This window comes from Ferruginibacter sp. (assembly GCF_049840995.1).
GTDB lineage: Bacteria > Bacteroidota > Bacteroidia > Chitinophagales > Chitinophagaceae > Ferruginibacter.
Map to the genome: position 1 here is coordinate 170,487 of NZ_JASGIP010000007.1, position 24,149 is coordinate 194,635.

22 protein-coding genes are annotated in these 24,149 nt (G+C 43.0%); 13 read left to right on the forward strand and 9 right to left on the reverse strand.

Annotated features, from left to right (window positions below):
* Nucleotides 1-67: 67 nt before the first annotated feature.
* The 4 genes from QM738_RS19145 to QM738_RS19160 form a co-directional block, all read right to left on the reverse strand.
* Nucleotides 68-484, reverse strand: coding sequence for a VOC family protein (locus QM738_RS19145; protein WP_462278352.1), 417 nt, complete (start codon nt 482-484; stop codon nt 68-70).
* Nucleotides 485-594: 110 nt separating this feature from the next.
* On the reverse strand, nt 595-1,395 hold the full coding sequence (locus QM738_RS19150) for an alpha/beta hydrolase (RefSeq protein WP_462278353.1): 801 nt from the start codon (nt 1,393-1,395) through the stop codon (nt 595-597).
* Between the two features lie 44 nt (nt 1,396-1,439).
* The gene (locus QM738_RS19155; protein WP_462278354.1) at nt 1,440-2,003 is read right to left on the reverse strand and encodes a DUF6985 domain-containing protein; all 564 of its coding nucleotides are present in this window, start codon (nt 2,001-2,003) and stop codon (nt 1,440-1,442) included.
* 35 nt (nt 2,004-2,038) lie between these two features.
* Entirely contained in the window at nt 2,039-2,224 is a 186-nt protein-coding gene (locus tag QM738_RS19160; RefSeq protein WP_462278355.1) for a KOW motif-containing protein, read from the reverse strand.
* A gap of 134 nt (nt 2,225-2,358) precedes the next feature.
* Between QM738_RS19160 and QM738_RS19165 the strand changes: the two genes are divergently transcribed.
* Both QM738_RS19165 and QM738_RS19170 read left to right on the forward strand, forming a co-directional pair.
* Complete coding sequence (locus QM738_RS19165) at nt 2,359-3,330, forward strand: hypothetical protein (RefSeq protein ID WP_462278356.1); 972 nt, start codon at nt 2,359-2,361, stop codon at nt 3,328-3,330.
* A 126-nt stretch (nt 3,331-3,456) separates the two neighbouring features.
* Nucleotides 3,457-4,218: an oxygenase MpaB family protein gene (locus QM738_RS19170; protein WP_462278357.1), complete on the forward strand. Its 762-nt coding sequence runs from the start codon at nt 3,457-3,459 to the stop codon at nt 4,216-4,218.
* A 146-nt stretch (nt 4,219-4,364) separates the two neighbouring features.
* Here the strand turns inward: QM738_RS19170 and QM738_RS19175 are convergent, their stop codons facing one another.
* Genes QM738_RS19175 through QM738_RS19185 form a run of 3 tightly spaced genes read right to left on the reverse strand, consistent with a single transcriptional unit; the run spans nt 4,365 to nt 5,447 of the window.
* Nucleotides 4,365-4,730 (reverse strand): hypothetical protein, encoded by a 366-nt coding sequence (locus QM738_RS19175; RefSeq protein WP_462278358.1) that lies wholly within the window; start codon nt 4,728-4,730, stop codon nt 4,365-4,367.
* A gap of 44 nt (nt 4,731-4,774) precedes the next feature.
* Nucleotides 4,775-5,008, reverse strand: coding sequence for a hypothetical protein (locus QM738_RS19180; protein ID WP_462278359.1), 234 nt, complete (start codon nt 5,006-5,008; stop codon nt 4,775-4,777).
* Nucleotides 5,009-5,039: 31 nt separating this feature from the next.
* Complete coding sequence (locus tag QM738_RS19185; protein WP_462278360.1) at nt 5,040-5,447, reverse strand: hypothetical protein; 408 nt, start codon at nt 5,445-5,447, stop codon at nt 5,040-5,042.
* 153 nt (nt 5,448-5,600) lie between these two features.
* Between QM738_RS19185 and QM738_RS19190 the strand changes: the two genes are divergently transcribed.
* Entirely contained in the window at nt 5,601-6,656 is a 1,056-nt protein-coding gene (locus QM738_RS19190; RefSeq protein WP_462278361.1) for an SDR family oxidoreductase, read from the forward strand.
* Between the two features lie 72 nt (nt 6,657-6,728).
* On the opposite strand, the gene QM738_RS19195 is transcribed toward QM738_RS19190, so the two are convergent.
* Both QM738_RS19195 and QM738_RS19200 read right to left on the reverse strand, forming a co-directional pair.
* Nucleotides 6,729-7,643, reverse strand: coding sequence for a helix-turn-helix domain-containing protein (locus QM738_RS19195; protein WP_462278362.1), 915 nt, complete (start codon nt 7,641-7,643; stop codon nt 6,729-6,731).
* 58 nt (nt 7,644-7,701) lie between these two features.
* Nucleotides 7,702-8,505, reverse strand: coding sequence for an SDR family oxidoreductase (locus QM738_RS19200; RefSeq protein ID WP_462278363.1), 804 nt, complete (start codon nt 8,503-8,505; stop codon nt 7,702-7,704).
* A 210-nt stretch (nt 8,506-8,715) separates the two neighbouring features.
* Between QM738_RS19200 and QM738_RS19205 the strand changes: the two genes are divergently transcribed.
* From QM738_RS19205 to QM738_RS19250, 10 genes are all read left to right on the forward strand, one after another.
* Complete coding sequence (locus QM738_RS19205; protein ID WP_462278364.1) at nt 8,716-9,528, forward strand: helix-turn-helix domain-containing protein; 813 nt, start codon at nt 8,716-8,718, stop codon at nt 9,526-9,528.
* Nucleotides 9,529-9,621: 93 nt separating this feature from the next.
* The gene (locus QM738_RS19210; protein ID WP_462278365.1) at nt 9,622-10,026 is read left to right on the forward strand and encodes an ACT domain-containing protein; all 405 of its coding nucleotides are present in this window, start codon (nt 9,622-9,624) and stop codon (nt 10,024-10,026) included.
* A 122-nt stretch (nt 10,027-10,148) separates the two neighbouring features.
* On the forward strand, nt 10,149-10,622 hold the full coding sequence (locus QM738_RS19215; protein WP_462278366.1) for a sigma-70 family RNA polymerase sigma factor: 474 nt from the start codon (nt 10,149-10,151) through the stop codon (nt 10,620-10,622).
* 152 nt (nt 10,623-10,774) lie between these two features.
* Nucleotides 10,775-11,899, forward strand: a complete 1,125-nt coding sequence (locus QM738_RS19220) for a FecR family protein (RefSeq protein ID WP_462278367.1) — start codon at nt 10,775-10,777, stop codon at nt 11,897-11,899.
* A 231-nt stretch (nt 11,900-12,130) separates the two neighbouring features.
* On the forward strand, nt 12,131-15,481 hold the full coding sequence (locus tag QM738_RS19225) for a TonB-dependent receptor (protein WP_462278368.1): 3,351 nt from the start codon (nt 12,131-12,133) through the stop codon (nt 15,479-15,481).
* Between the two features lie 18 nt (nt 15,482-15,499).
* Nucleotides 15,500-17,065 (forward strand): RagB/SusD family nutrient uptake outer membrane protein, encoded by a 1,566-nt coding sequence (locus tag QM738_RS19230; protein ID WP_462278369.1) that lies wholly within the window; start codon nt 15,500-15,502, stop codon nt 17,063-17,065.
* Between the two features lie 64 nt (nt 17,066-17,129).
* Nucleotides 17,130-17,972 (forward strand): LamG domain-containing protein, encoded by an 843-nt coding sequence (locus QM738_RS19235; protein WP_462278370.1) that lies wholly within the window; start codon nt 17,130-17,132, stop codon nt 17,970-17,972.
* Between the two features lie 48 nt (nt 17,973-18,020).
* Nucleotides 18,021-19,343, forward strand: coding sequence for a multiheme c-type cytochrome (locus QM738_RS19240; RefSeq protein ID WP_462278371.1), 1,323 nt, complete (start codon nt 18,021-18,023; stop codon nt 19,341-19,343).
* Nucleotides 19,344-19,345: 2 nt separating this feature from the next.
* A complete protein-coding gene (locus QM738_RS19245) occupies nt 19,346-22,639 on the forward strand; it encodes a VCBS repeat-containing protein (RefSeq protein WP_462278372.1) in 3,294 nt (1,097 codons plus the stop codon).
* 35 nt (nt 22,640-22,674) lie between these two features.
* The gene (locus QM738_RS19250; RefSeq protein ID WP_462278373.1) at nt 22,675-24,135 is read left to right on the forward strand and encodes a glycoside hydrolase family 30 protein; all 1,461 of its coding nucleotides are present in this window, start codon (nt 22,675-22,677) and stop codon (nt 24,133-24,135) included.
* Nucleotides 24,136-24,149: the final 14 nt, after the last annotated feature.

A 24,149-nucleotide genomic window follows, 5' to 3' on the forward strand; every position in this document is an offset into this window, starting at 1 on the left:
TCTTGTGGAACATAATAAAGGCCGCAGAAAGCGGCCTTTAAAAAATGTTGTACGTATTGCTGCACTGTTATTTAGCAGGGCAGTTGATCATCCACAGCATGCCGAACTTATCGTGGAACATGCCGAAATAATCTCCCCAGGGCGCTTTGGCCATCGGCATGGTAATAGTACCGCCTGCAGAAAGATTAGCGAATAACTTATCTGCCAATGCTTCATTATCCGGGTGTAATGACAGTGAAAAATTATTACCCGGCTGAAAAGGCATGCCTCCGAAATCCATATAGTCACTGCCCATCAGTCTTACGCCGTGCGGCGCTTCCAGTGAAATGTGCATGATCTTTTTCTTTTCAGCATCGGGAAGTTGAGCCCCCTGCGGTCCATCGCCCATGCGTTGTACATTTACGAACTCGCCTTCCAGCGCAGTTTTATAAAAGTTGAAAGCTTCTTCGGTATTACCGTTGAAAGTGATGTAAGCTACCAGCATAAAATTATTTTTGTTTGCAAGAAACAATTTTTTTCTAAAAAACCATAGTAGTGGCATTACCGTTCAAATAAAATAATAGCGGCTTAATTATTATTTAATACCCCTTGTTTTTATTTTAAGAGGATCTTTTCCAGCGCAGCTTTATAATCCGCGTTTTCAGTAATGCCATTATGTTGCTGGCCTTTTAATGTTATCAATGTATCCTGCTGTTTGAATTGCTTTTGCAGTTTTAAAGAAGAACCGTAATAGATCACTTCATCCTGGTCGCCATGAAAAACCACCACCGGCATTTTGCAGTTTTTGATATATTCCCCGGTCTCGAATTTGTATTTTAATATAAAGGTTGGAATAACCGGGTAGGAGTGCCGCATCATATCGGTGAGGCTGTAATAGGGCGCCTGCAATATCAATAACCGGGCATTATTGCTGCTTGCCAGCTTTGCTGCCGGGCCACTGCCAATTGAGTAACCTAAAATAACAATGCTGTTTTCAGTATACCTGTTTTTTACACTGTCGTAGGCTGTTTGTATATCTTCAAAAAACTGGTTTTGATTGCTGATAGAACCCTGGCTTTTACCATAGCCGCGGTAATCCAAAATGAACACATCATAATGGAGCGCTGTATAAGTTTTGGCAACATCCCCCCAGGAGTTGATGGCACCAGCGTTACCGTGTAAATAAAACACCAGGCCTTTTGAGTCAATGGCTTTAAAAAGAACTGCACTCAATAACTTGCCATCCTTTGTTTTGATACTCATTTCTTCAAACAACTGATCAAAATTAAATTGGTACTGACTGCTTAATTTTTCTGGGAAAAAGATCAGTTTTTCCTGCAGAAAGAATAATGCGCCACAAATAAGGATATAGAGTACTCCAACGATCCACATCAGTTTTAAAATTTTCTTTTTCATAACAGGGGCATATGAATAACAACATTACTCCAATTCCATTTCTTTTACAGGTATGCGATCTCTGCTGTACCCACTTCTTTTACCTTCCAGTTTTTTATGGATACCCCCAGGCCGCCTTCTTCATTATCCCAGGTACAGTCGAATTCTATTGTAAAACTCCCTTCTTCGCAATTGCGGGCACTTTTGATATACACTACAGCGGGTGTGATGAATTTTTTAAGATTTTGTGCCGTGGTTGGTTTGGGTAAATATTTTTCCAGTTCCTGGTCGGTTATCTGCCCGTCGGTGGTCCAGCCATCTTTGTAATCGGCGTAGGATCTTTTATAAAATGCAAAGATGCTGTCCAGTATTCCCGGTGTCAGCAGGTCCTGCTTTGCAATAAAGCCTTCATAATTTTTTTGCTGTATACTGTTCAAACTATCCTTGGTATCAATGAACAGTACTTCCACCGTGGTATCAAATGCCTTGTACCGGGTCGTCATTTTTTTATCGTATTGTATGGGCGGGGGCGTGCCTTTTTTTGTATTGTCAGTTGCAGGTGCGGTGTTGTTACCTGCATTGCAGGCATACAGTATCACGGTTGCTATAAAAAAAGTAAAATACTTCACAATTGTTCGTTGATAAATGTATTAAAAGCGGGCTGTTATTTTTGTACCTCCACATTTTTACCCAGTGTTTTAAAACGTACACCATTCTTTTGCTCTACAGTAATAGTGATATGCCCGGTCTTGCTCCTGTTGATATCCCTTACCGTACCGGATTTGCCGGCATGTGTTCCACCGGTCACTTTACATTGATCACCATCTTTTAATTTTTCGGGGTTGGTCATAAAATTTATTTTGATCAGCTAAGTTAAACCGCCTGTTGCATATTTCACATTTCAATATCCGTTTTTATCAACTCATACAACTCTATAATTTCCCTCTTTGTTATGCCCTTCATATTTGTGTTCTAAAAAAAATTATGATGCGTAACCTGATCCTTTTATTTTTTATTGCTGCCATTACATGCACCTCGTGCAGCAAACCGGCTAAAGACAAACCGGTTGAGGGACCTTCCGCCAGCTTTGCACTGGATTATATGGAAGTGGAAGAATATCTTTTTGGCGCCAACCTGTACCTGTATGGCAATTTCGGCGATAGTACCGCTTCCAGCAAAGTAAAGATCGGCAATACTTTTATTGATGGTAAACCTACTGCCGATGGTGTGATCGTAACCTGGACGCCGTTTTACATTAAAGTAAGTATCGGCGATCCGGATGATGATGCAGGCGCCGGTTATGTTTCTGTTTTCAACAAGGGTAATCAAACCAATAAACGCATGCTGAATGTGTGGGAGATCAGCCTGCTGTATAAAGAGCCGGATGAAGGCACGATACTAAAGGAAGTGCGTTTTAATGCCATGCTGCGTGCCGATGCGGATGCACACCGCAGTGTATATAATTTTGCGATTCCCAGTAGTTTTTCTGCAAGGTCCGAAGCATATTGGGCCATTGGCGGGCAGGGCCATGCAAGCTATACCGGTGGCGGTATGACGATATCGTTGGCAGAACGCACCGGTACTGTGATCTGGAATAAACCTTACCGCGATAACACGGCACAGGATAATAATTTTCAAAGCGAAGTATTGTTCAAAGACGGTGCTTTTGAAGTGAGCGGCCTGCGCATGCACAAGAAAAAAGCTACGCTGTACAGCTATCTTGCCGATGGCAGCACCGGCCCTTATGTAGTGGATTATACTTTTGCGGTGGAAGTGATACCGCTGAATAAAATGTTCAAACTGGAGCTGGATAATAATAAGGCCATTAAGGCCGGTACTTATGTAACCGGTCCGCACAGTACACAATACGATTTTACCTGGGATGCCGCCGAAGCGCCCAACCATATGCACAACTTTACTTTGGAATGGGGGAAGGCTGAACCCCGTTTTAAATAAAAGCTATCACAACGATTTCATGCAGCTCCTGCCCATGGGCAGGAGCTTGCTGTTTATGGAATTAACAGTTTTAAATTGCGAAAACCCTGCGGGGATGCGTATCTTAGCCGGGATCAAATTTACCTTATGCAATACTTTGTACAACCTGGTTCCATTGTAAGAAAGATCTGGGGCAAGAGCGATACCATATTGTTTATTTTTGCCGGTGCTGCTGCTGAATTTGCCCTGAATAAAGCGGTAGACTGGTTGTACTTTACCGGCAGGTTGCCTGCTGACCCTTTAGGGCGTTTATTCTCCACCGTTAGTTATGCCCGTAAGATCGTTTTTTCGCCGGAAGAAGGCACTCATAAAGCCATTGATACCATGCGGCAGATACACGGCGCTGTAGAAAAGAACCGCGGCGCATCAATACCCGACTGGGCTTACCGGGATGTATTGTTCATGCTGATACATTATTCCATTGCAGCGTATGAATTGCTGGAAAAGAAACTGACCGATGCAGAGAAGGAAGAAGTGTACGATGTTTTTTACCGGCTCGGTACCCGTATGGGTTTGCAAGAACTGCCGCTTACTTATCATGAATGGCTGCCGGTACGGGAAGCGCATTTAATGGCCGACCTGCAAAAGAGTGATTATACCGCCGATCTTTTTAAGCAATATAAAAAGCACCTCGGCGCCATGCGTTTTAAAGTATTGATAGAAGGACAGAAGCTGGTGGTACCGGCAAGGGTAAAAGAATTGCTGCAGTTCAGCGATGTATCATTGCTTACGCCGGTGGTACCCGTATACAAAGTAAGCCGGCTGATGAAAATGGACTGGATGCTGAAAAATATTTTGCTGCCTGCGGATTATAAGGAGCAGATTAATGAGCTGGATGTGAAGGAGTAGGCAGGTTCCGGTCGGTGTCTCCACCGACCGGGGATTCTTTGCTTGGTGGGTATTTCTTTTGTTGGTCGTTGTTTCTCCTTTGTCGTTGTCTCTCTTCTTGGTAGGTGTATTTCCTTGGTCGGTGTCCCCACCGACCAACAACGGAATTACCTGTTTCCTGCCAGCATCCTGCGGATAAAAAATATCACTCCACCTAGCATCAGTGCAAGACCGATCATTGCCGGAATATGTCCATCAAAGAAATTCATAAAACTACCGGCGAGTTTGGTACCACTGAATTTTTCGGTGAGGTCACCAATTTCAGTATTGGGGCGTAAGGTATGCAGCTTGCCGAAAATGGCACATTTGTTCAGTAACAATACACTGGCAGTGGTTTCGGGGTCGGGGCGATCGTTCTGAACACCCCAGGAGCCGAATACATGAATGCTGTAAAAGAACAGCATGCTTATCAATACACCGATGGCCAGTGAGCGGGCAAATAATAAAGCGGGAGAGGGAGAAGGTTTTTGCATGCAATTAGTTTTAGGAACAACTGTGTTGTATGAAATTACAAAAACTATTTTATCGTAAGCCAGCAGCGGCCGCTCCAATGGCAGGAACGCAGTTCAACCAGGTATTTCCCTTTTTCCTGTTTTGTAAAATAAATGGATTGTTCATCAGTTGCTTCACCTGCAAAACCTGTTTGCTTAACGGGTTTTTTCAGATCACCTGCTTTGAAAATATAAATGGATGTTACTGTGCCTCCTGTTGGAAAATCAAGTTTAATGCTATCCTTTCCCCAGTTAGCCATATCGATCGTTTTGTTTTGCCGCTTCAAAAAATCACAGGCTGTAAATTGAAATTGATTGATGCGGAAACTGATACTGTCGAATGGTTTTTGATCCAGAATCTGTCCTGAAACTCAGCAAAAGGGAATCGGGGGATAGAGGATTAGCGCCGGTTTCCAGGTACAGTTGCTTATCTTCTAATGCTTCCAATACAAGTGTATCGCCTTTTTTCATATATCGTCCACCAGATTGTATTTTTAATCTGCTGCCGGAAGTATTAATAAAACGGATCCTTTTTTGTAACAAATTAGTGACTATAACACCCTGCGTAAAATTTTTATTGATACAGTTGTCTCCACTGAAATCAACAATATAAGGAGGATCATCATTGGTGTTGGGCGCCTGTGCAAAGCACTGCTGAGAAAGAAATAAAAGAATGAGTAATTTAATTGTGATGTTCATGCACGGAATTGTTAGTATGAAATTAGTAACTAAATCTTAAAATACACGCCATTGTCCTGTTCTTTTCTGAACTTTTCAACAAACAAAAACAGAACCGTACAACAAACCAGCCGGTAACTTTCTGCTAGAATTTTGCGGTATAAAAATAATTGTATGACAAATTCAAATGAAAGTATACCCGTGCTGGTAACCGGCGGCACCGGTTTTGTAGCCAGCCATTGCATTGCACAGCTGCTGCAGAAAGGTTATACTGTAAAAGCAACAGTGCGTTCGCTGAAGCGGAGCGAAGAAGTAATAAACATGATACAGACAGCTGGTATCAGCAGCCTGGAAAAATTGCAATTGGTGGAGGCTGATCTTACCAACGATACAAACTGGGCAGCGGCTGTAAAGGATTGCCGCTATGTATTGCATGTTGCTTCGCCTATTCATCTTCAATTACCTAAGCATGAAGATGAAATGATACGCCCTGCAGTGGATGGGACACTAAGGGTGCTGAAAGCCGCCAGGGATGCGGGTGTGCAGAGGGTGGTGATGACGTCTAACTTTGGCGCAGTAGGTTACAGTCATAAAGATCCTGGCCAATTAATTACAGAAGCAAGCTGGACCGATCCCGATCAAAAAGGTTTATCTGCTTACAATAAATCGAAAGTACTGGCCGAACTTGCCGCATGGGATTTTATGAAAAGGGAAGGAGGGAACATGGAACTTTCCGTGATCAACCCCGTGGGGATTTTTGGTCCATCATTCTCTGCTAAATTATCGAGTGGTTTCGAGTTGCTGAAGAACATCATGGATGGTACCATGAAAGCTATTCCCAAACTGGAACTGGCCATTGTGGATGTAAGGGACCTTGCCGACCTGCACATACGGGCAATGGAAAACCCGGCGGCTGCAGGGCAGCGCTTCCTGGCATTGTCGCAGGGCACCCTATCATTGCCGCAGATAGCACAACTCATCAAAAACAACATGCCCGAACTGGCAGCTACGATCTCTTCCAAAACCATTCCGGATATTATGGTGCGTATTGCGGCTTTATTCAATGCAAAAGCAAGAGCGCTGGCGCCCATGCTGGGCATTAACCGCAATGCCAGTAATGAAAAAGCTAAAACCATGCTGGGCTGGCAACCACGCAGTAAGGAAGAAGCGGTACTGGCGGCTGCCAAAAGTATAATAAAATACGGGACTGTAAAAACTGTTCAAAGATAAACGTAATAAGCAGGTAATTAATATAGTGTATTGGTAATAGTTATATTAATAGTGATGAATACACTATAATTACTAATTAAAAGAATGCCTGTATTCCAGCGGCGTTACGTTCACTTTGTTCCTGAATAATTTGCTGAACGACTGTGGATGTTCAAAACCCAGGTGATAAGCGATCTCCGCTACCGATAATGCTGTTGCAGATAAATATTCCTTTGCTTTGGCGATCAGTTTTTCATGAATGTGCTGTTGTGCATTTTGACCGGTGAGTGAACGCAGCATATCGCTGAGGTAACGGGGAGACAGGTGCAATTGCTCCGCAATATATTCCACTGTTGGAATGCCAGTGTCGAGTGATTGTTCTTTTTCAAAATATGTATCCAGCAATTGCTCCATCTGCGCCAGCAGGTCGTTGTTGATGACCTTGCGGGTGGTGAACTGCCGTTTGTAAAAACGGTTGCTGTAATTCAGCAGTACTTCAATATAAGAGATCAATACATCCTGGCTCATATCATCAATGGAAGTATTCAGTTCATTTTCGATATTTTCAAAAATACCCACGATCAGTTTTTTTTCTTTGTCTGATAAATGCAATGCTTCATTGGTATCATAAGAAAAGTAACCATACTTTTTTATGTTCTTTCCTAATGGGTAATTCCTGATAAAATCGGTGTGAATGAAAAGCGTGTAGCCAAAATATTCTGCATCAGCATCGGTAACCAGTATCTGTGCAGGCGCAGTGAACATCATGCCGCCTTCGGTAAAATCATAATAACCCTGGCCATAACCGATCTTTCCACTGGTGGATGTTTTATAGGAGATCTTGTAAAAATCCAGCGTAAAGGAACGGTCCAGGTAGGCCGTATCCACTGCCATTTTATTATTATCCACCAGGCTGATCAATGGATGTAATGGTTTGGGCAACTGCAATATTTCGTGCAGTGCCGATATGGAGCTGATCCTGATAGGAGTGCTGTTCTTCTTTTCCATACAATAAAATTATACAAAATAAAACCACGCAGCTCATATCAACTGCGTGGTTCTTTTTTTAGTTTCCTAAAAATTGTTTTCCAAACTGTTCGCGGAAGGCTTCATCACCCAATGCCAGTCTTTGTGCATACAATGCTTTGGCGTCTTCGCCTGCTACGTAGCGTAATTTGGTTTTGCCATCGGTGGCGGCTTCATAGATAACGGCAGCGATCTGTTCCGGTGCAGAAGCTGTTTCCATCATTGCCCCTGCGCTCTGCATCATGGTCTGTGTCATGGCTTCGTATTCGGGTACAGAAGCAAGATCCAGCGAGCGGCCCATGAATTCTGTTTTGATACCACCGGGAGAAACGGTCTTGATGTTCACACCAAAACTGTTCAGTTCAAATGCCATGCTTTCGCTCCAGCCTTCCAGCGCCCATTTGGTGGCATGATAGGCAGAACCGAGCGGGAAGGCAATGAGCCCGCCGATGGAAGTGGTGGTAATGAACAAACCATTTTTCTTTTGTCTGAAATAAGGAATAAATGCACGGGTAACACGCATTACACCCAGCAGGTTGGTGTTCACCTGTTTTACCAACTGGTCGTCGCTCAGGGCTTCCAGCGGACCGATCAATCCGTAGCCGGCATTGTTCAGCACCACATCAATATCGTGCTGTGCTATAGCCTGTTGCACAGTGGCGATGATCTGTTCTTTGTTGGTTACATCCAGCGGCAATACAGTTACGTTTTTTAATTGTGTCAACTCGGTTTCTTTCGAAGTATCACGCATGGTGGCAATTACATGCCATCCTTTTTCGTGAAATAATTTTGCGGTTGCTTTTCCAAGGCCTGTTGAAGCGCCTGTAATAAAAATTGTTTTCATTTTTTTATGTTTTAAATTTTACAGTACAAAAATGAAACAGTTCCAAAACACCGGCGTAGCCATATTGAGTTAGGTTGTATCCAAAATGACAGGAGCTTTTCAGCCAGCCAAAATTGAACTTTTTAACAAAGCAGTTGTTGGTAGTATACGGCAATTTTACAATGGTAAAACGCACCCATGCGATCAACTGGTAATAATTAAATTAGCATCATGTTAATGAAAGCGGATAAAATAAAGTCCTGTTATATTGGCCCGCAGATATCGCCGGAACAATTTATCGAGGAGCATTTCTTTTTATACCTGGTAAAAGGCACCATACATGGTTATGACGGGCATAAGCATTACACACTTAAAGCAGGGGAGAGCTGTATCGTAAGAAAGAACCACCTGGCACGCTATAATAAATTATTAGATAATGGTGCATTTGAAAAGATCGTGGTGATCTTTGATGCGGCTTTTCTAAAACAGTTCCGGCAAAAGCATGCCGTATCATTAAAAGGCGCTGTAGGTAACGAAGCTTTTTTCAGTTTACGACCATCAAAATTACTGCAGCCTTATTTGCAATCACTTACGCCATATTATAATGGCAGCGGAGAGATAGAGCCTGCCTTTGCAAATCTTAAGAGAGAAGAACTGCTGCTGATACTATTACGTGATAACCCCGTTTTACCCCATATCCTTTTTGATTTCGGTATCCCTGAAAAGATCGACCTGGAAGCATTTATGCAACGGAATTTCCGTTTCAACGTATCGCTGCAGCGTTTTGCTTACCTCACCGGCCGCAGCCTCAGCAGTTTTAAAAGAGATTTTGAAAAGGTATTTCATGATACACCCAGCAAATGGCTGCTGCAGAAACGGCTTCGCGAAGCTTATTTTTTAATGGATAAAAAGGGCAGGAGCGCTTCGGATGTATATATTGAAGTGGGGTTTGAAGATCTTTCTCATTTCTCCTTCGCTTTTAAAAAGCAGTTCGGTTTTCCTCCAACCAAAATAAAAGAACAGAAAAGAATTACTGCTGTTTAAACCTTACGGTAGCGCATATACTATTTTTATGTTGTAAAAGATACGTAACTTTGTGTTTTCTTATTTACCATGACCGATCAAATTGCCCCCGCAATGACTTTACAACAGGTAATTCAGCAAAGCTGGTTTTCCGTTTACAGCGAAACATATATTTATACCAGGGTTAAAGAAGTGCTGCATCCAGAAAAACACCTGCTGGTGATGCGGGACCATATTGAAGTAACGGTGGTTACTGCCGAAGAGAACCTGCCCTTGCTGGGCGCTTACGAAGCCAATAAGGATAAGTGGAAACTGGTGAACATCCGTTGCGGGAATCCGTTTTATTGTGTGGGTTTTATAGCCTCTATCACTAACTCGCTTGCACAAAACGGCATTGATATCGTACTCGCTTCCAGTTTTTCGAACGACCTGGTGCTGGTAATGGAAAATGATCTTGAAAGAAGTATTGCAGTATTATTATCCATTGGTTTTACACAGCGAACAAATGACCTGTTTTAATTGTTGTGATGATCATGTATAATTTTATTGTTGAAAAAAGTATTGTAGTTTTTATTCAAAAAGTTTCTACATTTGATATTGATTGCTATTGCTGATGGAAAAAAAACCAAATTTTACCTTTCATGATATTCATGAGCTTCAACAGCGCATTGCTGATTATGAGGACGCAGCAGCATATAAAAAATTATTCTTCTTTTTCTTTTCTTCCTTTAAAAAGTTTCTCTTATTCCATTCTTAAATCAAAAGAAATTGCTGAAGAAGTGGTTTCAGACGTTTTTATTGAGATATGGGCCAAAAGAAAACAGTTATTAGAAATTGATAATCTTAAAATGTACCTGTATGTAAGTGTGCGCAATGTTTCCCTGCGCCGTTTACAGCAAACGCAAAAAACCTCGGTGCTTTCGCTGGACGACCTGGGCGTAGAGTTTGCAAGCGCCGACCCTGATGCCGCCACCGATTTTATCACACATGAACTGGCACAAAAGATAGAACAGGCCATTGAATCTTTACCGCAACAATGCAAAATAATTTTTAAGCTGGCCAAGCAGGATGGTCTTAAATATAAGAGATTGCACAACTGCTCAACATCAGTGTAAAAACCATTGACAATCAACTTTCCACAGCGCTTAAAAAAATCGCTTCCGTATTAAATACCTCGGTTAAAAAACCTTCTGCAGATTAATTCCTACTTTTTTAGAAAGGCTATAGGGGATTTGTCTTTTTTTGTCTCCTTACTTATACAGACATTATGACTAAAGACAGAATCTGGACCTTGCTATCCCGGAAATTGTCCGGTGAAGCCACCCAGGCGGAACTTTTTGAACTGAACGAACTGCTTAAAGTATCTCCCGAGGCTGGCATACCTGTATCTTATATCCAGGAGTTCTGGCATATCCCTTCCGAAAAGGATGAAGAGTTTTTAGAAGCCACTTTCCACTTACATCATGAAAGATTGAAGGACAAAGGTTTTGACCTTGATATCGACAGGCATGAGACCGGTTCCCTCAACTTTGATTTTCCCGCAGAACCTGCTCCTAAAAAAAGGAAAAAAGTATTGTGGCTGGCAGCAGGGCTGGTTTGTGTTGCTGTAATTGCCTTCTTTACATTCACGCATAGCAATACCGATACACCGGCATTTAAAGAAAAGATCGCCCAGAGCGAAGTAAGTACCAAGAACGGTTCCCGTACCAAGATACAATTGCCCGATGGTACTTCGGTATGGCTGAACAGCAGCAGTAAATTGGTATACGACAATACCCATTTTGGTGCAGATATGAGAGAAGTTTCACTGACCGGTGAGGCTTATTTTGATGTGGTGAAGAATCCCGCCAAGCCTTTTATCATTCACACTGCAAAGATGGATATCAAAGTACTGGGTACTGCTTTCAATGTAAAATGTTATCCCGGCGAAAAGAATATGGAGACCAGTTTGATACACGGCAGCATTGAAGTTACTTTAAAAGACAGGCAGGAAAAGATCATCATGAAGCCGAATGAAAAACTGATCCTCAGCAATGAAGAGGTGAAGCCATTCATTAAATCGGCCATGGCGCAAAATAAGCAGGGAGAGACAAAAGCTGTTCCTATCATCGAGTTGAGCCATCTTACTTTTTTTCCAAAAGACAGTTCGATTGTTGAGACCGGTTGGGTAGAGAACAGGCTGGTGTTCAGCGAAGAAACATTTGTGGAGATTGCCCACAAAATGGAAAGATGGTATGGAGTGACCATCAACATCACCAATGAAAAATTAAAGAAGGAACTGCTGACGGGCATCTTTGAAAAAGAAACGATCAACGAAGCATTAAAGGCACTGCAATTTACCACGCCGTTCAATTACAAAGTCGAGAAGGATGTAATTACTATTTCAAAATAAAACCAAATAACGCTGCTAATGAAAAAGATAACCTCCACTAACACCTCGTAAAAAAATAAAAAACGGGAAATGTTGGCGCATTTCCCGGGAAGGCAAATAAGGAAAACTTGAATCACTGTGCAAGGGACTTAAGCTATTCCTCTTTTTAATTTACCAAAATATAAATATATGGAAAAAATCAAACGATTGGTTGCTTTGAAGGATCAAAGCTGTATTAAATTTTTACTGCATATGAAACTAACAATTGTTTTCATCCTGATAACAGGGTTACAGCTATCAGCCAAAACATATTCTCAGCAAAGAATCACAATAAAACTTCAATCAACAGAATTAAAAAGTGCTTTAAAACAAATAGAGAAGAAAAGTATATATCGGTTCTTATACAATAATGATGTTTTATCCGCTGATCAGAAAATAACCCTGGATGCTACTAATAAACCAGTTACCGAGGTACTGGATAATCTTTTTAATAATACGCCGCTAACATACCGTGTGCTGGCCAATAACCTGGTGGTGATAACCCCCAAGAATGTGGTGCCGGACCAGGATGTGAAAGTGTCGGGAAGGGTTACCAACAGTGGCGGTGAACCCGTGCCCGGTGTAAGTATCAAGATCAAAGGCTCTGCTGTAGGTACTTCCACCGATGCAGGCGGTTATTATACTATTTCAGTACCGGATGGCGCCAGGCTGGTGTTCAGTTCTATCGGTTACGAAGAAATGGAAGTGCCTGTGAACAAGCGTACGGAGATCAATGTAACACTGGTTACTTCCACCAAGGCAATTGACGCGGTGGTGGTGATCGGTTATGGCGTGGCCAATAAAAGAGACCTTACCGGTTCTATTGCAAAAGTTGCGGGCAAGGATATTGCCGATAAACCCAATACCAATCCTATTGCTTCATTGCAGGGAAAAGTAGCTGGTTTATCTGTGGTAAATAATGGTACACCGGGTGCTGCACCCGATATTCGTATAAGGGGTACTGTTAGTATCGGCCAGGTGCATCCATTGTTTGTCGTGGATGGTATCTTCAACGATAATATCGATTACCTGAACCCTAATGACATCGAATCTGTGGAAGTGCTGAAAGACCCTTCTTCACTGGCGATCTTTGGTGTGAAAGGCGCTACCGGTGTAATTGCCATTACCACTAAAAAAGCAAAAGCAGGACAGACCATCATCAACTTCAACACCAATTATGGTACTAAAAAACTGGTGGATAAAATTAAACTGGTAGATGCTGCCGGTTTTAAAATGCTTTTTGACGAAGAGAATGCCAACAATGGCGTTGCCACACCCGATTATTCCGCTTTAACAGCCAATACCGACTGGATAGATGCCGTAACACGTACCGGTAAATTCAGCAACAGCAACCTGAGCATTGCAGGAAGCACCGAAAAAAATAAATTCAATATTGGTTTTGGATACATTTATGATGAAGGCATTGTGAAACACCAGAAACTGGAAAAAATGCAATTGTCTTTCAGCGATGAGTTCAAGATCAATAAAGCGATCAAAATAGGTATCAACCTGAATTCGTCCAGGCAGAACAATCCTTTTGATGCAGGTGGTGTACTGGATGATGCAAGAAAAGTAATGCCACAGGTTTCTGCTCAGCCTAAAACTTTTAAAGTGGCCAATCCTTATGGCGGCGACAGCATTAATGCCAATATCTACTCCGGTTTGTCTACTGCTTTACAGAACTCCGGCGTGGTGAACCCATTGCTGTATCTTGAAAATACCTGGAACAAAAGGTCAAGTATCGAATACAGGAATGTAGGAAGTGTTTATGGCGAAGTGAACTTTTTAAAATATTTCAACTTCAGGGCAACATTGTATGCTGATATGAGCCAGATCAATACCAGGATCTACCAGCCTTTGTATTATGCCTACAACCCAATGAACAATACGCCTTACCTGTACAGCGATAAAACACAGGTATCGGAATATGATGATAATTACAGAAAATTCCAGCAGGATTATATCCTGACTTTTAAGAAAAGTTTTGGCGAACATAGTGTAACCGTTAACGCCGGTGGTACCACGTATTATTTTGGCCACTTTGGCCGTACCGGTATTGCAAAACCCTATACTACGGGTAATGCTTTACCGATACCAGATGATAAACGTTTCTGGTATATGACCACACAGTTCAACGATCCTACCACTACTATTGCCAGCTCCAGCCAGGCAGAGTATTCAATCGCTTCTTTGCTGGGCAGGGTATTATACAATTACAAAGGCAAATATTTCCTGAATGCTTCTTTGCGTGATGATGCCACTTCGCAGATACCTACACAGAACCGCCACCAGCAGTTCTGGGCAGTGGGCGCTGCATGGGAACTGACCAAAGAATCTTTTATGGAAAACATTTCGCAGATCAACTTCCTTAAATTAAAAGGTTCAATAGGTGTACTGGGTAACCAGAGTGCTTCTTACCTGGATGGTACACCGATCAACTATCCATTCTATCCCAACCTGAACACCGGTGTTTCTGCTGTATTCGGTACCAATACTTATGGTGCGGCAAGAAACGCATGGCAGCCTAACCCGGATCTGAAATGGGAAACCGTGCATGCACAGGAAGTTGGTGTAGAATTGAACGCATTCAACAACCGCCTGCATTTTGAAGGCAACTATTTTAATAAGACCACTAAAGACCTGATGACGCTGGTGAACAGGGATGTACAGGGTTTACCTACATTACTGGAAAACGGTGGCAGCATCCGCAACTGGGGTGAAGAATTTACAGCGAACTGGAACCAGAATATTCAGAAAGATCTTTCTGTTAACGTAGGTGGTAATATCACTTTCCTGAAAAATAAAGTGCTGAGCCTTTCTCCTGATATTCCGGGTGGTTTCCTCAGCAGGGGATTCCAGAATAACGGAAGTGCTGAAAGCCGCACCATGCCGGGTTATCCTATCGGATCGTTCTACGGTTATGTAGTGGAAGGTTTGTACCAGAGCTATGCTGATATATTGAAATCACCTGTTGCATCTGCAGTGGGCGCTTATGGCCCCGGCGATTTTAAATTTAAAGATGTGAATGGTGATGGAAAAATTACTTCGGATGACAGGACTGTGATCGGTAACCCTACACCAAAATTTGCTTATGGTGCCAACATCAATGTTAATTATAAGAATTTAAGCCTGGGTATAGACATGGGTGGTGTATATGGTAACCAGATATTCAGAACATGGGGTTCACTGGAATCACCTTTCCAACGTGTGAATTATTCTGCTGATAAATTGAACAGGTGGCATGGTGAAGGTACTTCTAACTGGGTGCCCATCATCAGCCAGGGACACCGTTACAATTACAATGGTTCTACCTATAACATTGAGGATGGTAGCTATTTCCGCCTGAGGAATATTCAGCTGGCCTACACCTTTACCCAGCGTTTGATATCAAGGGCAAAAATGAAGAGCGCCAGGGTTTACTTCAATGTGCAGAATATGAAAACATGGAAGAACAACTATGGCTACACTGCAGAATATGGTGGCGATGCAACAGCATTTGGCTACGATAATGCCGGCGGTGCAATACCTGTAGTAACTACTCTTGGACTAAACATTACTTTCTAAACGATTAAATTGATTTATATGAAAAGAAACAAAATTTTATACTGGAGTTTGCTTATAACCTTGCCGGTAGTGCTGGCTACGGTTGCAGGCTGTAAAAAATTCCTGGACAGAAAACCATTGACGGCAACACTGGATGACCTGAACCAGGGAACACTGGAAGCGCAAAGTTTTGGTTTGTACAGCACTTTACGTTATGCCGGTTTTTCCACTTTGCCATGGATCGATTTTCACAGTATCCGTGACGATGATGCGCAGAAGGGCAGCAGCACCACCGATGGTGCAGAGATCAATACTGAATTTGAAACTTTTCAATACAGTAAAGATGACTGGGCGCCCAATACTTACTGGAATGATCACTACACGATGATCAACCTTTGTAATAAGGAAATTTATTTTGCTGATTCATTGAAGGCAACAGATCCTGCTTCCTTACGCAATGTGGGTGAAGCACGTTTCTTCAGGGCCTATTCTTTTTTTGAACTGGTAAAAACCTATGGTGATGTGCCGCTGATCAATTTCTATTTTACCAATGCCACTGATGGTATCAAGCCAAAATCTCCGGCTACTGCTATTTATGCACAGATAGATGAAGATCTGAATCTTGCTGCACAATACTTACCGGTGAACTGGGTTGTGGGTGGTGCCAATATCTATCCCGGCCGTTTAACAAGCGGTGCAGCAAAAGCGCTGTGGGCACAAAGCTACCTGTACAGGCAGAACTGGGCAAAAGTGATATCGCTGTGTAACGACATCATTGCTTCCAACCAATATAAACTGCTGGATAATTTCCCCGATATATGGAAGGATGGATTGAATGGTACCGGTAAGAACAGTGTGGAATCTATTTTTGAAATGAACTGTAATGTGGGCGCCAACGGAACCGCCAATAATGATGTAGCCTGGGGTACCAGCCAGAACGTACGCCAGGGCGGCGCCACCAACGTATGGAACCTGGGATGGGGCTGGAATACGCCTACTGCAAAACTGGAAGCAGCATGGCCGGCTACAGATCCACGTAAAACACAAACCATTCTTTACTCGGGCCAGTTTGATGGCGGTGCAGCCGCCGGCGGGTACGGGGCAACGTTACCTGCTTATAATCCCGGCCCGGGACTGGATCAGCCTTTCTGGAACAAGAAAGTATATTCCGATCCGCAGATGCGCCAGTTTACCGGCCAGATATTCGGTAGTGGTGGTGCAGGCTGGATCAACCACAGGATCATCCGCTTTGCAGATGTGGTGCTGATGCTGGCAGAAGCAGCCAACGAAAGTGGCGATGGTGTTACTGCTGCGGCCAATCTTGAAAAGATCAGGAACCGTGCAAGTGGTAACAAGGGTGTGGGCAGAACCATTGTTCCTTATGTAGCATATGTAAACCAAACGCAGATGAGGCAGGCCATCAAAGATGAAAGGCGCTGGGAATTTGCAATGGAAGGTTGCCGTTTTTATGACCTGGTAAGATGGGGCGATGCGATAACAGAACTGGGCAGCTTAGGTTATACCAACCGTTGCAGGTTCTATCCACTTCCGCAAAAAGCAATCGACCTGTCGGGCGGTGTATTAAAACAAAATCCTGAATGGTAAAATAATATTCCCTGCCTGCACTGCAGGCAGGGTTTTACAACAATCATTTATTAAAATAATCATTATGAATACGGTTAACAAAATATTTAAAACTGCCTTATTTGTAGGAGCATTCTTTATTGCTGCTTCGGGTTGTAAAAAAACAACGCAACCAGACCTGGGCGATTATCCAAAAGACCAGGATCCGCATTTTCCATTGTATCCCGGTGGTCCGTTGAAATTTTTTGCGGCATTTGATGGCTCGGGTACTGATCCTTTACGTAATGGTGTGGACAGTATACGTGCCAACTTCCCTGCAAGCAATACCGGCGCTTTCGCTGATGGTATATCCGGCAAATGTTATAAAGGAAGCGAAACAGCTATTTCCAAATACGCCAGTGCAAATGATTTTGGACAGTCCACCAGTTTTACCATTGCTTTCTGGATCAAGAAAACACCACAGGCTTCCGGTAAAGGCACCAACTTTGCTTTTTGCATGGATAAAAAAGATTACAGCTGGACCAACTGTAAATTCTTTTTGGAATTTGAAGACTGGAGCACCACCGCAGTGGGTAACTGTAAATTGTATATCATGGACCAGTGGACCGAATATATCAATGGCAATGGTATGCCCAATGTGCTGAATGGCAACTGGCACCACCTGGCCTTTACTTATAATGGTACCAACTCTACTTTGATCGCTTATATCGATGGCGCTATGTTCAGGACCAATACACTGAGTTCTCCATCACCATTGAAAGATGGCTTTGGTGACTATGATGATTTTGTGATCGGTGGATTGAGCGATTATACACACAGCAAAAATACCTGGATGAATAACTGGGATGGCAGCATCGACCAGTTCAGGTTATACGGAACCGTGTTGACCGCGGCAGAAGTAAATGCTTTGTATACAGGAAAGAAATAAGTTTTTTTCATATAGCAGGCAGCAAATCCACAAAGGGCTGACAAATTTTTGTTCAGCCCTTTTTTACCTTTTACCGTTGCTGTATGGTCAATGGTGCACCGCTTTAATATGAAGAACTTTCAACGATATCGCTATTCTGTAATTACCCTGCTGGCAATAATATGCTGCTGCATTGTATTTACGCAATGTATGAACAACGAAAAAGCGGCTACATCATCAGCATATCAAAAATTTGCAGGTAGTGCAGCCTGTGCATCCTGTCATAAAAATATTTACGAAGATCATAAGGGTACGGCTCATTTTCATACCTCCGAAATTGCGGCAGCAGAAAATATCAAAGGAAGTTTTGAGCCCGGCAAAAATTCTTACAGCTACCCGATGGGCGGCAATATCAATATGGAAAAAAGGGCAGGAGGTTTTTACCAGGTAGGCTATATCAACGGCGAAGAAAAAAAGAGCGAGCGTTTTGATATTACCATTGGTGCTGCAGCAGAAGGACAATCCTACGCATCGTGGGTGGGCAATAAACTGGTACAGTTGCCGATCACTTTTTTTACCAGTACAGGGGAATGGAGTAACAGTCCCGGGTACCCGAACAGGATGGCCTTTAACCGGCCCATTACTTCGCGTTGCCTGGAATGCCATGCCACGTATGCAGAAAGAACATCTCCGCCGGAAAAAGACCCGGAAGAATTTGACAGAACAAGGATGGTGCTGGGCGTGGATTGTGAAAAATGCCATGGCCCTGCTGCGGACCATATAGCTTACCAGCAGCAGCATCCGGATGAAACAACGGCCAAATTCATTGTAAACCCCGCTTCGTTTACCCGGCAACAGCAACTGGATCTTTGTGCCGTATGCCATGGAGGGAGATTGCAGAAAAAAACAGCTTCCTTCAGTTTTAAAGCAGGGGATAAGCTGGCCGATCATTTTACTATGGATACGGTTGGAAGAGATGTGGCCAGCATTGATGTACACGGCAATCAATATGGATTGATGGCAGCCAGCAAATGTTTTAAAATGAGCACTACGCTTACCTGCAACAGTTGCCACGATGCACACAAGCAGGAGAAGGATGCCGCCGCAACATTTGCACACCGCTGCATGAGCTGCCATACAGGAGCACATGATAATGCACCTGTTTGCAAAATGACCGCAACAGTGGACAGCAGTGTTCTCATCAGTAATTGTGTGAACTGCCACATGCCAAAACAACCATCAATGGCTATTGCAGTTATTTTACAGGGACAGCAGGCGCCCACACCGGCGCTGATGCATACGCACCTGGTAAAAGTTTACCCCGATGAAACAAAACAAATACTGGCGCTTGTAAAGGCCACCCAACCAAACCCCTCCGCAGCAAAAAAATGAATATGACCTTATCTAAAAAAAATAGTTTGTTATTACCTGCAGTGTTATTGCTGCTGGTCATGGCATCCTCGTGCGGCAGTAAAAAGCACACGCTGTTCACGGCTTTAAGTGCTGCTGAAACACATATTGATTTTGCCAATAACCTGGAAAATAAAAAGCAATTCAGCATACTCTATTACCTCTATTATTACAATGGCGGCGGTGTTGCTACCGGCGATATCAATAACGATGGTCTGCCCGATATTTATTTTACTGCCAATAGTAAAGGCCATAACAAACTCTACCTTAATAAAGGCAATATGCAGTTTGAGGATATTACGGATAAAGCAGGCGTTCAAGGCATATCTGATTGGTGCACCGGTGTTACCATGGCCGATGTGAACGGAGATGGTTATTTGGATATGTATGTTTCCAGTGTGAGCAGCCGCTATGGACTGACGGGCCACAATGAACTGTATATCAATAGCCACAACAATACTTTTAGCGAAAAAAGCGCCGAATATGGATTGAATACTTCCTGTTTTACCACGCAAACCGCCTTTTTTGATTACGATAATGATGGCGACCTGGATTGTTATATCCTCAACCAGTCGCACCACCCGCATGCCAATATTTACGATACGAGTAAGCGTAACCGTTATGATTCGTTATCCGGTGATCGCCTGTACCGGAATGACCTGAAGACCACGGGTAAATTCACCGATGTTTCCAAAGAAGCCGGAATTTACCAGAGTAATTTAGGGTATGGTTTAGGACTTGCTATTGCAGACATCAACAATGATGGCTGGGATGATATTTATGTGGGCAATGATTTTCATGAAAATGATTATTACTATGTAAACCAGCACAATGGCAGTTTTAAAGAAGAAGGCGCCAAACATTTTGGTCATTACAGCCGCTTTAGTATGGGTAACGATGTGGCGGATTACAATAATGACGGACAACTGGATATTGTAACGGTGGATATGCTGCCGCCCGATGAAAAAACATTGAAAACTTATGGCAGCGATGAAAACCCGGATATCTATAAATTGAAACTTGAAAAAAATGGGTATCAAAATCAGCTATCAAGAAATTGTTTACAGCAGAATAATGGCAACGGTGTAAGCTTTAGTGAAACGGCTTTAATGGCCGGTGTATCTGCTACGGACTGGAGCTGGTGCCCTTTGTTTGCTGATTTTGATAATGATGGCAATAAAGATCTTTTTATATCGAGCGGTATTGTAAAAAGGCCCGTGGACATGGATTATGTTCGCTTTGTAAGCGACCTGGAAGCGAAAAAAGGCATGAACCAGACGGATGAATATGACCAGATCGCTTTGGATAAAATGCCCGACGGCAGTTCGCATCCATTCTTATTTAAAGGCGATGGAAAATATGGTTTTAAGGACAGCAGCGATACCTGGGGGACCGGGGATATGAAAGGCTATTATAACGGTGCCGCCTATGCGGACCTGGATAGTGATGGCGACCTGGACCTGGTGATCAATACTTTAAACGCACCGGCAGTGGTATTAAAAAATAATGCCGCTGCTGCAAATTATATTTCGCTTTCTTTTAAAGGCGACAGCAGCAATACTTTCGGTGTTGGTTGCAAGGCATGGATTTTTCAGAAAGATAAAATGCAGTACCAGCAACTGATGTTTACCAGGGGTTTCCAGTCGTCATCCGATACCCGCCTGCATTTTGGATTGGGGAATAATGCAACGATTGACAGTATGCTGATAGTATGGCCCAACCAGCAATATGAAGTGATCAAAAACCCAGCTGCCAATAAACCACTTGTGATCAACAAAAAAGATGCAACAGCCAATTTTGTATACCAGGATTTCTTTAAACAGGCTCAACCTGTATTGCAGGATGTTACAGAAAAAATTGCACTCAACTGGCGCCATAAAGAAAATGAATTTGTTGATTTTAATGTGCAGTACCTTATTCCGCATGCGGAATCGACAAGAGGGCCGAAGATAGCCGTGGGGGATGTGAACAAAGATGGACTGGATGACCTGTATGCCTGTGGCGCCAAGGATCAGCCGGGCACTTTATTACTGCAAACTGCTGCCGGTAATTTTATTGCTTCAGATACTGCTGTGTTCAATAAAGATGCGGCTGCGGAAGATGTGGATGCTGTATTCTTTGACGCTAATAATGATGGTTATCCCGACCTGTACGTGGTAAGTGGCGGCAACCAGTATTTTGAAGGCAATCCTGCGCTGGCAGACCGCTTATACCTGAATGATGGCAAGGGACATTTTTCATTATGCAGTAATGCACTGCCTAAGATATTTAAGGACAAATCCTGTGTTTCTTTTGCGGATATAGACAAAGATGGCGATAATGACATTTTTGTGGGCGGATTTGTAAATCCAAAGGCTTATGGTATCGCACAAAATTCTTACCTGTTAATAAATGATGGCAAGGGCAATTTTACACAAGCCCCTTCTTCAACAATTCAGCTGGATAGTGCAGGAATGGTTACAAGCGCTTCTTTTGCTGATATCAATAATGATGGCTGGCAGGACCTGGTGGTTGCAGGGGAGTGGATGCCGGTAAAACTGTATATCAACAACAAAGGCACTTTTACCGCTGCAACAATAACTAACTCCACCGGCTTATGGCAAACTGTTTGCTGCACAGATGTAAATGGCGATGGCTTTACAGATATACTGGCAGGTAACTGGGGGCAGAATTCAAAATTGTACTCCGGTAATGACGGTCCGCTGAAATTATATGTAAAGGATTTTGATAAGAATGGATTGGTAGAACAGGTAATGGCGTATACAGTTAACGGTAAGGAATACCCGTTTTTGGCAAAAGATGAACTGGAACGGCCCCTGCCCGTTTTAAAAAAGGCCTATCTTACTTACGGCGAAGTGGCAGGTAAAACCGTACAATATATGTTCTACGATCTTTTTAAAGATTATACAGAGTTAAAGGCAGAAACGCTTTCCTCCACCTGTTTTATCAATGATGGCAAAGGCAATTTTAAACCAATGGTATTGCCTGAAGCATTGCAGCTGGCGCCATTGATGAGTTTTGCAGCTGTTAAAAACGAACGGGAAACAGGGTATATAGCTGGTGGTAATTTTTACGGTGTTATCCCTTACGAAGGCAGGTATGATGCATTATTCCCTTCTCTGTTTGCGTATGATAAAGGTCCGAACAATTTTATTTCCCAATCAAAATTACCGGCCATCAATGGCGAAATAAGAGATATCAAATGGCTGAATGCTGCGGGCGGAAAAAAAATGCTGTTAATAGCGAGAAATAATCAACCGGTCATTTTTTTACAATAAAAATTAATTATCAATAAAACAAAAGATCCTGTAAAATGAAAGATTTTAAAAAGTACCTGGGCGCAGCGTTATTATTTACTGCTGCAGTATTTGTACAATGGAACTGTTCAAAAAAATCAACTTCGGGCGGCAGCGGCGGCGGTACAACATTGCCTCCCACCACACCGGCCACCAATACCGACGTTGCCTTTTGGGTAACAAAAGCTGATCAATCCATCTTATTAAAGCAACAGGCCAATGTATTGTCGCTGGGTACTGCATCGGGTACAGGTGAGATCATCACGCTGGACAGTACACAAACTTTTCAAACCGTGGATGGCTTTGGTTATACCCTTACAGGCGGCAGCGCTTCACTCATTAATGCCTTATCAACAACAGATAAAGCCAATTTACTGAACGAATTATTTGGCAGTGGCGCCAACAGTATTGGTGTAAGTTATTTAAGGATCAGTCTTGGCGCTTCCGATCTCAGTGCATCGGTATTCAGTTATGATGATATGCCGACAGGGCAGACCGATGTGAACCTCACTAATTTTACGCTTTCAAAAGATACGGTGGATCTTATTCCCATTCTTAAACAGATACTTGCCATCAATCCTAATATAAAGATCCTCGCAAGCCCCTGGAGTGCACCGGTATGGATGAAAGATAACGGCAGCACCATTGGTGGCGGATTGCAAACACAGTACTATAACGTGTATGCGAAATATTTTGTAAAATATATACAGGCTATGCAGGCAAAGGGTATCACCATTGATGCGGTTACCATCCAGAACGAACCGCAGCACGGCGGCAATAACCCCAGCATGGTATTATCTGCTGCTGAAGAAGCTGCATTTGTAAAGAACAGCCTCGGCCCAACATTCCAGTCATCGGGTATCAGCACTAAGATCATTGTATGGGATCATAACTGTGATAATGCCAATTATCCCATCACTGTGTTGAACGATGCCGCAGCAAAACCTTATATCAACGGCAGCGCTTTTCATTTATATGGCGGCGATATCAGTGCCTTAACGGTGGTGCACAATGCACATCCTGATAAAAATTTATATTTCACCGAACAATGGACCAGCTCAACCGGTGCATTTGATGGTGATTTTAAATGGCATATTAAGAATGTGGTGATCGGTTCTATGCTGAACTGGAGCAAGAATGCGCTGGAATGGAACCTTGCCAACGATGGCGGTTACAATCCGCATACTCCCGGTGGTTGTACGCAGTGTAAAGGCGCTATCACGCTGGATGGCACCATTACCCGTAATGTAGCCTATTATATCATTGCGCAGGCTTCCAAATTCATTCCACCGGGTTCGGTACGTATTGGCAGCACGGTAACATCGGCCCTGAGCAATGTGGCATTTAAAACGCCTGCGGGCAAAACGGTGGTGCTGGTTCTGAATGAAGGAGCCACCCAAACATTGACCATAAAGACCGCAACAAGGAGTATCACATCAGTACTACCGGGTGGGTCTGCAGGTACGTATATCTGGTAAACGGGTACTTCAAA